Origin of the sequence: Bradyrhizobium sp. HKCCYLRH3073 (assembly GCF_051167995.1) — a bacterium.
Taxonomy (GTDB): domain Bacteria; phylum Pseudomonadota; class Alphaproteobacteria; order Rhizobiales; family Xanthobacteraceae; genus Bradyrhizobium.
Genome location: NZ_JBNPUD010000003.1, coordinates 73,967 through 86,709, shown reverse-complemented (window position 1 = coordinate 86,709; position 12,743 = coordinate 73,967). Strand labels below are relative to the sequence as shown.

The window sequence follows — 12,743 nt, the reverse complement described above, 5'->3', positions numbered from 1 at the left end:
ATCAATAGCGACAACGAAGCTTGGTCATGACGATCGCGTTCTCTCCTCGCCTTCGGGCCCTGGCCATCTGCACTCTTGCCGCACTCGTCTGCGGCATCGGAACGATGTCGGCTCGCGCCCAGAGCATCGTCGTCATGGTCAATGGCGATCCCATCACCGACTATGACATCGAGCAGCGCACCAAGCTGAACTTCCTGAGCACTCGCAAGCATCAGACTCGTCAGGAGATCATCAACGAGCTGATCGACGACAAGGTGAAGATCAAGGAAGGCAAGAAGTTTGGCGTCGAGCCGACCGCCTCCGACGTCGACCAGTCGTTTGCCGGCATGGGCTCTCGCATGCGGCTCAACCCGGAACAGTTGACCAAATCGCTGGAGAGCCAGGGTGTGCGGCCGGAGACGCTGAAGGCGCGCATCAAGGCCGAGATCGTCTGGAGCAGCCTGGTGCGCGGCCGCTACAAGGAACGCCTGATCGTCTCCGACAAGGACGTGGCCGCGGCTGTCGCCGCCGCGGGCGGCGATGGCGATCAGCAGGGCCAGGCGTTCGAGTACAAGATGCAGCCGATCGTGCTGATCGTGTCGAACTCCTCGAACCAGGGTCTGATGGAAGCGCGGCACAAGGAGGCCGAGGCCTTGCGCGCACGGGTGCAGACCTGCGCCGAAGCCAATAACATCTTCAAGACGACGGCGAATGCGGTCATCAAGGAGATCGTCGTCAAGACGTCCGCCGACATCCCGCCGAATCTGCGCAAGCTGCTCGATGACACGCCGATCGGCCACCTGACTCCGCCGGAAGCGACGCGGCAGGGCATCCAGATGGTGGCCCTCTGCTCGCGGACTCCGACCACGATCGACACGCCGAAGAAGCGGGAGATCAAGGAGCAGATGTACACCAAGAAATACGAGGCCACCTCCAAGGCCTATCTGCAGGAAGTCCGCAAGGCGGCGATGATCGAATATCGCTGATGACGAAGCCGCTCGCGCTGACCCTGGGGGAACCGGCAGGCATCGGACCCGACATCACCCTGCAGGCGTGGCTGCGCCGTACCGAGTTCGGGCTTCCCCCCTTCTACGTGCGCGGCGATCCTGCCTTTCTCGCGCAGCGCGCCAGGCTGCTCGACCTTCCCGTCACCGTGGACGAAGTTCGTCCCGAACAGGCGGCACAGGCGTTTGGGACCGTGCTGCCCGTGGTCTCCACCGGACACGCCGTGACGGCCCTGCCGGGCCGGCCCGACACGACGAGTGCCGCGGCGGCCATCGGCTCGATCCGTGAGGCCGTGGCCGACGTGAGGGCCGGACGCGCCAGCGCCGTCGTGACCAACCCGATCGCCAAGGCCGTGCTCTACCGTGCCGGCTTCTCGCATCCCGGCCATACCGAATTTCTCGCCGAGCTCGCCGCCGATAGCGGCGCGGTCCCGCAGCCTGTCATGATGCTGTGGTCACCGATGCTCGCCGTCGTGCCGGTGACGATCCACGTCGCGCTGCGCGACGCGATCGAGCAGCTCACGAGCCCGCTGATCACCTCGACGACGCGCATCGTCGCGGCGAGCCTGCGCCGCTATTTCGGCGTGTCGCGGCCGCGCATTGCGATGTCGGGACTCAATCCGCATGCGGGCGAGGACGGTACGCTCGGCACCGAAGAGGACACGATCATCGCGCCCGCGATCGCAACCTTGCGCAATGCCGGCCTCGACGTGCAGGGACCGCTGCCCGCCGACACGATGTTTCATGACGCCGCGCGCAAGACCTACGACTGCGCCATCTGCATGTATCACGACCAGGCGCTGATCCCGATCAAGACGCTGGCGTTCGACGACGGCGTCAACGTGACGCTCGGCCTGCCGTTCATCCGCACCTCGCCGGACCACGGCACGGCGTTCGGCATCGCCGGCAAAGGCACCGCCAATCCGGCAAGCCTGATTGCAGCGTTGCGACTCGCCGCACGCATGGTCCAGCAATCATCATGAGCGCGATCGACGACCTCCCGCCGCTGCGCGAGGTCATCCGCGATCATCAGTTGTCGGCGCGCAAGGCGCTCGGCCAGAACTTCCTGCTCGATCTCAATCTCACCGCCCGGATCGCGCGCGCCGCGGGGCCGCTCGAAGACGCCACCGTGGTGGAGATCGGCCCCGGCCCGGGCGGCCTGACGCGGGCGCTGCTCGCGCTCGGCGCACGCCACGTGATCGCGGTCGAGCACGACGAGCGCGCAATCCCGGCGCTGCAGGCGATCGCCGAGCATTATCCCGGCCGCCTCGAAATCGTCTGCGGCGATGCGCGGACCTTCGACGTCGCGCCCTATCTCGGGACCACCAAGGCGAAGATCGTCGCCAACCTGCCCTACAACATCGCGACGCATCTCCTGATCGGCTGGCTCTCTACAGAGCCGTGGCCGCCCTGGTACGACATGATGGTGCTGATGTTTCAGCGCGAGGTCGCCGAGCGCATCGTCGCGCGCGAGAACGAGGACGCCTATGGGCGGCTCGGCGTGCTCGCCAACTGGCGCTGCGAGACCAAGATCCTGTTCGACATCTCGCCATCCGCCTTCGTGCCGCCGCCGAAGGTCACGTCGTCCGTGGTGCGGCTGGTGCCGCGCCCGTCGCCCGAACCCTGCGACCGCCGCGCGCTCGAGCAGGTCGCCGCCGCCGCCTTCGGCCAGCGCCGCAAGATGCTGCGGCAGAGCCTGAAGTCGCTGCCGGCGGATCCCGCGCGGCTTGCAGCCGCCGCAGGCGTCGATCCCACCCGCCGCGCCGAGACCATTCCGGTGTCGGGCTTTGTTGCCATGGCCCGCGAATTGACCAATAGTCGCGACGAGAACAAGTCGTAATCAACAAGCATTTCAGGGAGTTTCATCATGGCGTTGATGCGCCGTCAGTCGCTCGTCAAGTTCGACGCACCGCTGTGCGAAACCATCGTCGAGACGCCGAAGCCGCAAGGCCGGGAAGTTCTGGTTCGCATCGAGCGCTGCGGCCTGTGCCACTCCGACCTGCATATCCAGGACGGCTATGCCGATCTCGGCGGCGGCAAGCGCCTGGACACCACGCGCGGCATGACCCTGCCCTTCACGCTCGGCCATGAGATCGCCGGCGTCGTCGACGAGGTCGGCCCCGACGTGCCGAAGGAGCTGATCGGCGCCCGGCGCGCGGTGTTTCCGTGGATCGGCTGCGGCCAGTGCCGCGACTGCGCCAATGGCGACGAGAATTTGTGCGCCAAGCAGCGCTTCCTCGGCGTCTCGATCGACGGCGGCTTCGCCACCCACGTGCTGGTGCCAGATGCGAAGTATCTGCTGGAATACGATCCGCTGCCGGTCAACCAGGCCGCGACGCTGATGTGCTCCGGCGTAACGGCCTATGGCGCGCTCAAGCGCCTCGTGGATCGGCCTCGCCAGCGCAATCTGCTGCTGATCGGACTCGGCGGCGTCGGCATGATGGGCCTGTCGTTCGCGCAGGCTATGTTCAAGCAGCCGATCTCGGTGGCCGACCTCTCGGCGGCCGCGCGCGAAACCGCGCTGCAGAATGGCGCCGCGACGGCCTACGATCCGGCCGAGCCGGATGTGATCAAGCGCATCCTCAAGGAGACCGAGGGCGGCTTCGACGAAATCGTCGATTTCGCCGGCAACGAGAAGTCGATGGCCTTTGCGGTTTCCGTCGCAGCGCGCGGCGGCAAGATCGTCGTGTCCGGACTGATGGGCGGCCAGTTCACCCTGCCGATGGTTCAATGGGTGTACAAGCGCATGACCATCGAGGGTTTCATGGTCGGCACGCTGGCCGAGGCGCACGAACTGATGGCGCTCGCGCGCGCCGGCAAGATCAAGCCGCCGCCGATGCGCGAGGAGCCGATGGCTGACGTACAGAAGTGGATCGATGCGCTGCGCGCCGGCCATGTGGTCGGACGCGTGGTGCTGACGAACTGATCCCTCGCCGTTGCGACATCGCACGCGGCGGCGGTGCTGCACCGCCGCCGCTCGCCGCCACTGCGGCCAATCATTTGTCCACAAACGTAGAGGTTGTCGGCGCGACGCCTCTGCCCCCTGAGGGTGAAAAGCCAGGTCCATCGTCACCGATGTGACCGATTTGGCGCGATAGCGCGGCCAAAATCGCGGCGTGATGGGGAGCTTCTTGTGGGAAAAAAGCCGCACTCGGGCACGAAAGGATCGCGACAGAATTAATCCGGAATTGCGGCTCATTGCCACCCAACTTCTCTCCGAGAACGCGCCGTTGCGTAAGCGTATCCGGAGTCTTCAATGGCAAGCCGAACGGCAGGAGTTGCGTTTGCCATTGCAGCCGGAATCCTTGGCACCGTCGTGCTCGTGCTGCCGCGCGTCGTGTTGGCGGCGGAGGAATGTCTGACCGAGCCGACGGGAGAGAAGTCCGACGCGCAACGCTGGTACTATCGTTTCGATCGTGGCACCAATCGGCGTTGCTGGTATCTGAAAGACGCCAACGGCAACACCCGTGACGCCGCGGCACCGATACGGGCGACGCAGCAGCCGGCTCCGTGGGACTTCGCCCAGCCCGCTCCACCCAAACTGACGCCAAGACGCACCGATGGCCCGGTCGCTCGCACCAGCGACGCCCTCGCAGAAGCGCCGCAGCCGCGGCTGCGTGCCGATCTCGCCGTGCGGGGCACCCCGAAGCCGCAGACTCTTGCCACACCGACGACGCTGACCGCATCCGACACCAGCCTGCCCCGCAGCCTCGATACCTCGCCCTGGCCCTCTGCCCCGCCACAACAGGCGGAGCCGATCGCTGCCGATGCGCCACCGCCGGCAATGGCCGACGACGGCAATGCGGAGCCGGACACGAATGCGGCGCCGGCTGCCGACGGGCCGATCATCGCACCGAAGCCAAGCAAGCCCGAAGCGCCCATCCACGTGCTCATGCTCGTGGTCATCGGCGCCCTCGCGATTTCAGGACTGCTGGCGAGCGCGCTCTATCGGCTCAGCCGGATGGGACGGCGGCAACGGCGCAACGGCAGCTGGCACGCGGACGCAGTCCGGATGCGCCGTAGTCGCATCAAACCACGGTCCAAGGCGCCGCAGGGCGGGATGCGTGCGGGCCGCGGCAGCATGCCGGCAGCACCCTCCCATTCAGGCGGCAGCCGCGGCTCTCAGCCGGCTTCGGCGCTCGACCTCGCGAGCGCGCGGCTGGCGGCTTCGCCGGACCAGGTCGAGCCCCGTCCGCAGCGGCCGGCGCCGTCTCCCCAGCAGCAGGATCACCCGGCCGTAGCCGCACGCCGACGCGACCGGGACGCGGCTGCGGCGATGCAACGATCGCAGTCCACCGACGCGGTATGGCAGGCGGTCGATGAGCTGGTCGATCGCGCAGCAGTACGCCGGGCCGAGCCTTCCGGGGCACAGACCGCTGCGACCAACGCGCAGCCAATGCCGGTTGCCGCAACTGCCCCATCGCCTACTGCTCCGGCGCAGGCACAACTGACGGCTGCCCAGATGGCCGCGGCGCAGGCCGCTGCCGCCAAGATTGCAGCAGCCCAGGCGAGCGCTGCTGCTGCAGACGCCTCGCCGCGCTCGCCGACCTATGCGGCACCGACGGCACCCGCCGAGCCCTGGCCGGCGGCGCAGCGGGTTGAACCAGCGAATCCCGCCCGTATCCAGGTGGGCGCACCAATGCCGCCATCGGCCCCGCCACCGACGCAGGCTGCCGCGACCGCCGCCCCACCCGCCCCTGTCGACGTCAGCGAAATCGTGTCGGCGCTGCGCAGGGCCCGCAACAGCGATGCCACGTCCCCCGCTGCCGGCGCGCCGATCGACGCCGCCAAGGTGATTGCCGCGCTGCTGGTGTCGCGCGCGGCCAAGCGGCGTACCCCGCAACCCGGCGAGGCTGGCGACGGTCCGGCTGCAGCGGCCCTCGCTGAGACGGCTCCGCCAGCGCAGGCGGACGCTGCACACCGGACCACGCAGGCGTCGCAACCCCTGACGAACCAATTGCGTGGCGGCCAGCCGGCCGCTCAGCCCGTTCCCGCGATGCCCGATCAGCCCGCGCCCCCGCGCGCGCCGTCAACGGCACCAGCCGATCCAGCGGCCGCGCTGATCGAGACGCTTCGCGCGCATGCGGCACGACAGCCGGCCCCTCAGCCTGACGATGACATCGCGAGGGCCGGACCCGGGATGATGTCGGAGGCCCCTGCCGCCGAAGACGACGAGCTCGACGATCCTGCGGCGGCGCTGATCAACCTTCTGCAGTCGCGCTTTTCATTGCCCGAAGACGAGCTGGAGGCGGAGCCGCAGCAGGAGGAGTTCTCCGTCGAGGCTCCGCAGGACGTCGCGCATATGCATGATGATCCCGCGGCCCGACTGATGAGTCTCTTGGAATCGCGGTCGTCGATCCCCGCCGCGCCACCGATCATCGACAGGCCGCAGGCGCCGCAGCAACCGCAGCGGCCGCCGCAGCAGCGACCCCTGTTCGTGCCGAGCCAGTTCGAGGACCCGGCGACCCCGCCGCTCGACTTTATTCCGCGGCCTCCGGCGCTGCGCCCGCGGCCGCGCAACATTCAGCACGATGATGAGCTCGACGGCATCCAGGACATCCTGGCGCGCCTCGGCCGGCGGGCGTAGACGGAAGGCGTTTCAGCCCTCGAGCTGGCGCTGCAACTCGCGCACGAAGGTCGTCAGGCCGGTGCGGCGCTCGCGCTTCAGGCGCTCGGCCTTGAGGATCGACTGCACCTCGGCAAACGCGTCGTCGACGTTGCGGTTGATGACGATGTAGTCGTACTCCGCCCAGTGGCTCATCTCGTGGCTGGCGCGGCTCATGCGCCCGCGGATGACCTCATCGGAGTCCTGCGCGCGGGTGTGGAGACGCTTCTCCAGATCGGCGGCGGACGGCGGCAGGATGAACACGCTGACGACGTCCTGCCGCGCCTTCTCGCGCAGTTGCTGCGTGCCCTGCCAGTCGATGTCGAACAGCACGTCCTGGCCCGCCGACAACGCCGCTTCGACCGGCGCGCGCGGCGTGCCATAGCGGTTGTCGAACACGGTCGCCCATTCGAGCAGCTCGTTGCGCTTGGCCATGTCCTCGAAGCGCGCGCGGTCGACGAAGTGATAGTCGCGGCCGTCGACCTCACCTGGCCGCATCGAGCGCGTCGTCGCCGAGACCGACATCCGCAGGCCCGACATGCGCTCGATCAGCAGGCGCGACAGCGTCGTCTTGCCCGCCCCCGAAGGGGATGACAGCACGAACATCAGGCCGCGCCGCTCGACCCCATCGAAGCTTCCGTCGTGAGCCGCCATGGATCACTCCAGATTCTGAACCTGTTCGCGGAACTGCTCGACCACGGTCTTCAGCTCCAGGCCGATGTTCGTCAGCTCGATGTCGTTCGACTTCGAGCAGGTGGTGTTGACCTCGCGATGGAATTCCTGGGCGAGGAAGTCGAGCCGGCGGCCGACGGGCCCGCCCTTGCCGAGCATTTCGCGCGCCTGCGCGATGTGGGAGGCGATGCGATCGAGTTCCTCGCGCACGTCGGCCTTGGCCGCGATCAGCAGCGCCTCCTGCGCCAGGCGGTCAGGATCGAAGCGGTCCGACGTGTCGAGCAGGGCCGCGACCTGCTCGGCGAGTCGCGCCTTGATGGCCTCTGGCTTGCGGCCCGGCGATGTTTCGGCCCTCTTCGCCAGTGCCTCGATCTCGTCGACGCGCTGGTTGAGGATCTGTCCGAGCGTGTCGCCCTCACGCCGACGCATCTCCACGAGATGTTTCAGCGCGGTCTCGAACGCCGCGATCGCCGCCTCCTTGGCGGCCTTGTCCTCGGCCTCGTCGGTCTCCGGCTCCGCCACCTCGATCACGCCCTTGATCGACAGCAGCCCATCGATGCTGGGCGCGACCGCGTCGATCCGGCCCGCGAGCTGGCTCGCCACCTTCACGACGGCCGCCAGCACATCCTCGTTGATTCGTACCGTCGACCCGGTCTCGGTGCGCTTGACGGTGAGATTGGCGTAGACGGTGCCGCGCGACAGCACCTCGGTGGCGCGCTTCTTGGCGAAGGCCTCGACCTCGTCCCAGCCCTGCGGCAGCCGCACCCGGACGTCCAATCCCTTGGCATTGACCGATTTCAACTCCCACTCGAACGAGTAGGGACCGCTTGCCCCGTGGCTACGGGCAAAGCCGGTCATGCTCGACAGCGCCATTTCGTCCATGTCTCCGGCATATCGGGAATGGCGGGACAGACTCGCTCCGCCAAAAGTGCGCGAACCTTACGGCCTTTTGGGCAAATGTTAAGCCCGGTTCTGCGCGGCCGACATGCGTGGGAAATTATTGCTGAACGACCGGCGGGGTCGGCTGCGCAGCGCCCTGCCGCGCCCCGTTGCCGGGTGCAACACCGCCGTTGGCGCGGTTGGCGGGCGGCCTCTTCGCACCGGCCGGCGCCCGTGGCGCGGCTGCTGCCCCGGCCGCCGGATCCGCCGCTCCGCCGGCAACGGCGGGCGGCGCCTCGTCGGGCTCGACGGTGTCGTTCTGGGTCTGGCGCTCCATCGCCCTGAGCTTGGCGACGTTCTTCTGGTGAAGGTCGTAGGTTTCGGTGAACGCGTGGCCGCCGGTGCCGTCGGCGACGAAATAGAGATCGCGCGTGCGCGCCGGATTGGCCGTCGCCTCCAGCGAGGCGCGGCCGGGGTTGGAGATCGGTCCCGGCGGCAGGCCCTCGATCACATAGGTGTTGTAGGGCGACGGTTGGGTGATCTCGCTGCGCTTGATCGGACGGCCCAGCGTGCCCTTGCCGCCGACCAGACCATAGATGATGGTCGGATCGGACTGCAGCTTGATCCTCTGCTTCAGCCGGTTGACGAACACCGCGGCCACCCGGCTGCGCTCGTCGGGCTTGCCGGTCTCCTTCTCGACGATCGAAGCCAGCGTCACCAGCTGCTCCGGCGTCCTGACCGGCAGATCCGGACTGCGCCGTTCCCAGATCTCGGCCAACACGCGCTTCTGCGCCTGCTGCATGCGCTGCACGACCTGATCGCGGCTGGTCCCGCGCGGGAACTTGTAGGTCTCCGGCAACAACGTGCCTTCGCGCGGAATCTCGCGGACGCTGCCGGTGAAGATCTCGTTCTCGGACAGGCGCGCCACGATCTGCTCTGACGTCAGGCCTTCGGGCACGGTCACCGAATGCTGCACGACCTTGCCTTCGACGATGACGCCGATCACGTCGCGCAACGATGCATTCTTCTGGAACGCATACTCGCCCGGCTTGAGGTCGGAACTGGCCTTCAGCGCATAGACCCCACCGATGAAGATCCACGGATTGACGTCGATCACACCTTCACGCGCGAGCACGTCGGCAATATCGCGTTTGCCCGCGCGCTGCGGGATGTTGACGACCTTGTCCTCCTGCAGCGGTCCTGCCGCTTCGAGGATCTGCCGTCCATAATAGTAGGCCGCGCCCACGCCGAGCATGGCCAGGATGAGCAAGGTGATGATCGCATTGCCGACCACCACGAACGGATTACGGGCGCGGTCGGAGCGGCGCGGCGGCGGCGGCACGCGTTCCGGCTCCAGCGCTGCGCGCGGGCTGCGGGGCGAGATGGGCGGCCGTTCACTCATCGATGCAACCTTCAGTCCTGTCGCTCTCGTCGTGGCCGTGCGCTCCCCAACGCAAGCGACCTGAAGTCCACGCCCAATTTAACGATTCGTCATCTCGTCATCGAATACGGCGAAAAGGTGTTTTCGCCGGGCCTCACCGCCATGCGCATCCACTTACCGCATCGGCGCCGAAGGCCGACCTGCGAAAGACACGCGAAGTTAAAGACACGCGAAGTCTTGGGTTCTAGTGTGGCTGCAGTCGGATATCCGCGTGACCAAGCGACAATCGGCCCGAGCGGCATTCCGTCCTTCCGCACTAGGTCACCACGCGCCGCAAAACCACCGACGCGTTGGTGCCGCCGAAACCAAAGGAGTTCGACAGCGCCACGTTGATCTCGCGTTTGCGAGGTGCATGCGGCACGAGATCGATCGCGGTTTCCACCGACGGATTCTCCAGATTGATCGTCGGCGGCGCGATGTTATCCCGAATCGCGAGAATGCTGAAGATGGCTTCGACGGCGCCGGCCGCGCCGAGCAAATGGCCGATCGACGATTTGGTCGACGACATCGAGATCTTCGAAGCGGCATTGCCAAGCAGGCGCTCGACCGCGCCGAGTTCGATCTCGTCGCCGACTTGAGTCGAGGTGCCGTGCGCGTTGATGTAGTCGAGGTCGGCGGCCGTGATGCCGGCGCGCTTCAGCGCCGCACTCATGCTGCGAAAGCCGCCGTCGCCATCCGGCGATGGCGATGTGATGTGATAGGCGTCGCCGGACAGTCCGTAGCCGCAGACCTCGGCGTAGATCCGCGCGCCGCGTGCCTTGGCGTGCTCATACTCCTCGAGCACGACCACGCCGGCGCCCTCGCCCATCACGAAGCCATCGCGGTCCTTGTCGTAAGGACGCGACGCGCGCTCGGGCGTCTCGTTGAATCCGGTCGACAGTGCGCGGGCCGCGCAGAACCCGGCCATGCCGATTCGGCAAATCGGCGATTCGGTGCCGCCGGCGACCATGACATCGGCATCGCCGAGCGCGATCAGGCGGCTGGCGTCGCCGATCGCATGCGCGCCGGTCGAGCAGGCGGTGACGACCGAATGATTGGGGCCCTTGAGCCCGTGCTCGATCGAGACATAGCCCGAGGCGAGATTGATCAGACGTCCGGGAATGAAGAAGGGCGACACTTTGCGCGGACCGCGCTCCTTCAGCAGGATCGCCGTGTCGGCAATGCCCGAGAGGCCACCGATGCCGGACCCGATCAGCGTGCCGGTGGCGCAGCGGTCCTCTTCCGTCGCGGGATGCCAGTTGGCGTCATCGAGCGCCTGACGCGCCGCAGCCATCGCGAAAATGATGAAATCGTCGACCTTGCGCTGGTCCTTGGGCTCCATCCACTGGTCGGCATTGAAGGTGCCGTCGGAGCCATCGCCGCGCGGCACCTGACAGGCCACCTTGGCGGGAAGATCGGAGACCTCGAACGACTCGATCAAGCGCGCACCGCTCTTGCCCTGAAGGATGCGCTGCCAGGTCGTTTCCACACCACAGCCAAGCGGCGAAACCATGCCAAGGCCAGTGACGACAACCCGCCTCATGTTCGTTTCTCCAGACCCGATTTTGAGCGCTTGTGGATCGGCTGACGGCCGTCGCCGCATCTCGGGTCAATTGTTCGAGTAACACGGTCTGGCCAGGCAGCGCGACCGAATCGTCTGTCGCCGGCCGCCAGATGACGGCTCATCACGACGCCGCCAACAGCAAGAAACCGGTCGACCGCACAAGACGGATCGGCCGGTTTCGCGCAACTTCGCCGGAGCGTCAGCTCTTGGCGTTCTTCTCGAGGAACTTGGTGGCGTCGCCGACGGTCAGGATCGTCTCGGCGGCGTCGTCCGGAATCTCGCAACCAAACTCTTCCTCGAAGGCCATGACGAGCTCGACCGTGTCGAGGCTGTCAGCACCGAGGTCGTCAATGAAGCTCGCGTTGTCGACCACTTTCTCGGGCTCGACACCAAGGTGTTCGACCACGATCTTCTTAACCCGCTCGCCAATCTCACTCATCGTTCAACCTCGTGCTTGTTCCTTTAAGACCCGACCCCCGGATGATCCGCATCACCCCGGCCGCTAAACTTCCTTCGCGATCGCGCAAAACCAGATTTGCCCCGCAGCGCCCCTTTACCGAAATTTGGCGGACGACTTGCGGTCCGAAAACTTCGGAAACGGGGCCACTCACAAACTCCAATCCACACTCTCCATGAGGCCGGTACGCCTCCGATCCAGAGCGCTCAAACAGGAACCCGGATCAGCAGCGCCAGCCGACGGAGGCCCGGCGAACGATGGCAGCTCGCCCCGCCAATATACAGGGTTTGGAAATCCTGCAATGGCGTTCTTCGTGCCCCCATCAGCTGCCCGGTTACCATACACGCGAATCGTTGACCACACGGCCCGGTATGCTGGTCGCGACGTCTTTTCGCCGCATTCCGAGCCGCGGCAGGGCCTAGATCATCGCCATGCCGCCGTTGACGTGGATGGTCTGGCCCGTGACATACGCCGCCTCGTTGGAGGCGAGGTACACCGCAGCTGCAGCAATGTCCTCTGGCGTGCCCAGCCGCGCCGCCGGCACCTTGGCGAGGATCGACTCGCGCTGCTTCTCGTTCAGAGCGTCGGTCATCGGTGTCTTGATGAAGCCCGGTGCGATGCAGTTGGCGGTCACGCCGCGCTTGGCGTACTCGGCGCCGAGCGTCTTGATCATGCCGATGATGCCGGCCTTGGACGCCGTGTAATTGCCCTGCCCCGGATTGCCGGTGACGCCGACGATCGAGGTGATCGCGATGATGCGGCCGAAGCGCTTGCGCATCATCAGCTTGGTGGCGGCACGCGAGAGGCGGAATGTCGCGGTCAGGTTGACCTTGATTACCTCGTCCCAATCCTCGTCGCGGAGCTGCACGAACAGGTTGTCGCGGGTGATGCCGGCGTTGGCGACGAGAATGTCGACCTGCCCCATCGCCTGCTCGGCGGCCGGCACCAGCGCCTCGACCTCGGCCGCGTCAGACAGATTGCAAGGCAGCACATGCACACGGCTGCCCAGCTCGCCCGCGAGGGTCTCGAGCACCTCGCGCCGGGTGCCGGAAACGGCCACGGTCGCTCCCTGGGAATGCAAGGCCTTGGCGATCGCATTGCCGATGCCGCCGGTCGCGCCGGTGACCAGCGCGGTCCTGCCACTCAGATCGAACATCAAACTC

At 66.7% G+C, this 12,743-nt stretch carries 11 protein-coding genes; 5 read left to right on the top strand and 6 right to left on the bottom strand.

The window, feature by feature from the left end:
* The first annotated feature begins 26 nt into the window (after positions 1 to 26).
* The 5 genes from ACQR1X_RS08040 (at position 27) to ACQR1X_RS08020 (ending at position 6,570) form a co-directional block, all read left to right on the top strand.
* Positions 27 to 965: a SurA N-terminal domain-containing protein gene (locus ACQR1X_RS08040; RefSeq protein WP_315800292.1), complete on the top strand. Its 939-nt coding sequence runs from the start codon at positions 27 to 29 to the stop codon at positions 963 to 965.
* On the top strand, positions 956 to 1,966 hold the full coding sequence (gene pdxA / locus ACQR1X_RS08035; protein ID WP_434898809.1) for a 4-hydroxythreonine-4-phosphate dehydrogenase PdxA: 1,011 nt from the start codon (positions 956 to 958) through the stop codon (positions 1,964 to 1,966). Before ACQR1X_RS08040 ends, pdxA begins: the two co-directional genes overlap by 10 nt.
* Complete coding sequence (gene rsmA / locus ACQR1X_RS08030) at positions 1,963 to 2,823, top strand: 16S rRNA (adenine(1518)-N(6)/adenine(1519)-N(6))-dimethyltransferase RsmA (RefSeq protein WP_434898630.1); 861 nt, start codon at positions 1,963 to 1,965, stop codon at positions 2,821 to 2,823. The genes pdxA and rsmA overlap by 4 nt, the downstream gene beginning before the upstream one ends.
* A 27-nt stretch (positions 2,824 to 2,850) precedes the next feature.
* Complete coding sequence (locus tag ACQR1X_RS08025; protein ID WP_434872678.1) at positions 2,851 to 3,909, top strand: alcohol dehydrogenase; 1,059 nt, start codon at positions 2,851 to 2,853, stop codon at positions 3,907 to 3,909.
* 330 nt (positions 3,910 to 4,239) lie between these two features.
* On the top strand, positions 4,240 to 6,570 hold the full coding sequence (locus tag ACQR1X_RS08020) for a hypothetical protein (protein ID WP_315800296.1): 2,331 nt from the start codon (positions 4,240 to 4,242) through the stop codon (positions 6,568 to 6,570).
* A gap of 12 nt (positions 6,571 to 6,582) precedes the next feature.
* Here the strand turns inward: ACQR1X_RS08020 and gmk are convergent, their stop codons facing one another.
* From gmk to fabG, 6 genes are all read right to left on the bottom strand, one after another.
* On the bottom strand, positions 6,583 to 7,242 hold the full coding sequence (gene gmk, locus ACQR1X_RS08015; protein WP_315800297.1) for a guanylate kinase: 660 nt from the start codon (positions 7,240 to 7,242) through the stop codon (positions 6,583 to 6,585).
* Positions 7,243 to 7,245: 3 nt separating this feature from the next.
* Positions 7,246 to 8,133, bottom strand: a complete 888-nt coding sequence (locus ACQR1X_RS08010) for a YicC/YloC family endoribonuclease (RefSeq protein WP_315800446.1) — start codon at positions 8,131 to 8,133, stop codon at positions 7,246 to 7,248.
* A gap of 124 nt (positions 8,134 to 8,257) precedes the next feature.
* On the bottom strand, positions 8,258 to 9,541 hold the full coding sequence (gene mltG / locus ACQR1X_RS08005) for an endolytic transglycosylase MltG (protein WP_315800298.1): 1,284 nt from the start codon (positions 9,539 to 9,541) through the stop codon (positions 8,258 to 8,260).
* Between the two features lie 295 nt (positions 9,542 to 9,836).
* Positions 9,837 to 11,102 (bottom strand): beta-ketoacyl-ACP synthase II, encoded by a 1,266-nt coding sequence (gene fabF / locus ACQR1X_RS08000; RefSeq protein ID WP_315800299.1) that lies wholly within the window; start codon positions 11,100 to 11,102, stop codon positions 9,837 to 9,839.
* A 220-nt stretch (positions 11,103 to 11,322) separates the two neighbouring features.
* Complete coding sequence (locus ACQR1X_RS07995; RefSeq protein ID WP_006610957.1) at positions 11,323 to 11,562, bottom strand: acyl carrier protein; 240 nt, start codon at positions 11,560 to 11,562, stop codon at positions 11,323 to 11,325.
* Between the two features lie 436 nt (positions 11,563 to 11,998).
* On the bottom strand, positions 11,999 to 12,736 hold the full coding sequence (fabG, locus tag ACQR1X_RS07990) for a 3-oxoacyl-[acyl-carrier-protein] reductase (RefSeq protein WP_315800300.1): 738 nt from the start codon (positions 12,734 to 12,736) through the stop codon (positions 11,999 to 12,001).
* Positions 12,737 to 12,743: the final 7 nt, after the last annotated feature.

Excerpts from the sequence above, each read along its gene's own strand:
- ACQR1X_RS08020 (WP_315800296.1), top strand. The coding sequence starts at position 4,240 with ATGGCAAGCCGAACGGCAGGAGTTGCGTTTGCCATTGCAGCCGGAATC.
- mltG (WP_315800298.1), bottom strand. The coding sequence starts at position 9,541 with ATGAGTGAACGGCCGCCCATCTCGCCCCGCAGCCCGCGCGCAGCGCTG.
- fabG (WP_315800300.1), bottom strand. The coding sequence starts at position 12,736 with ATGTTCGATCTGAGTGGCAGGACCGCGCTGGTCACCGGCGCGACCGGC.
- ACQR1X_RS08010 (WP_315800446.1), bottom strand. The coding sequence starts at position 8,133 with ATGGCGCTGTCGAGCATGACCGGCTTTGCCCGTAGCCACGGGGCAAGC.
- gmk (WP_315800297.1), bottom strand. The coding sequence starts at position 7,242 with ATGGCGGCTCACGACGGAAGCTTCGATGGGGTCGAGCGGCGCGGCCTG.
- ACQR1X_RS07995 (WP_006610957.1), bottom strand. The coding sequence starts at position 11,562 with ATGAGTGAGATTGGCGAGCGGGTTAAGAAGATCGTGGTCGAACACCTT.
- fabF (WP_315800299.1), bottom strand. The coding sequence starts at position 11,102 with ATGAGGCGGGTTGTCGTCACTGGCCTTGGCATGGTTTCGCCGCTTGGC.
- rsmA (WP_434898630.1), top strand. The coding sequence starts at position 1,963 with ATGAGCGCGATCGACGACCTCCCGCCGCTGCGCGAGGTCATCCGCGAT.
- ACQR1X_RS08040 (WP_315800292.1), top strand. The coding sequence starts at position 27 with ATGACGATCGCGTTCTCTCCTCGCCTTCGGGCCCTGGCCATCTGCACT.
- ACQR1X_RS08025 (WP_434872678.1), top strand. The coding sequence starts at position 2,851 with ATGGCGTTGATGCGCCGTCAGTCGCTCGTCAAGTTCGACGCACCGCTG.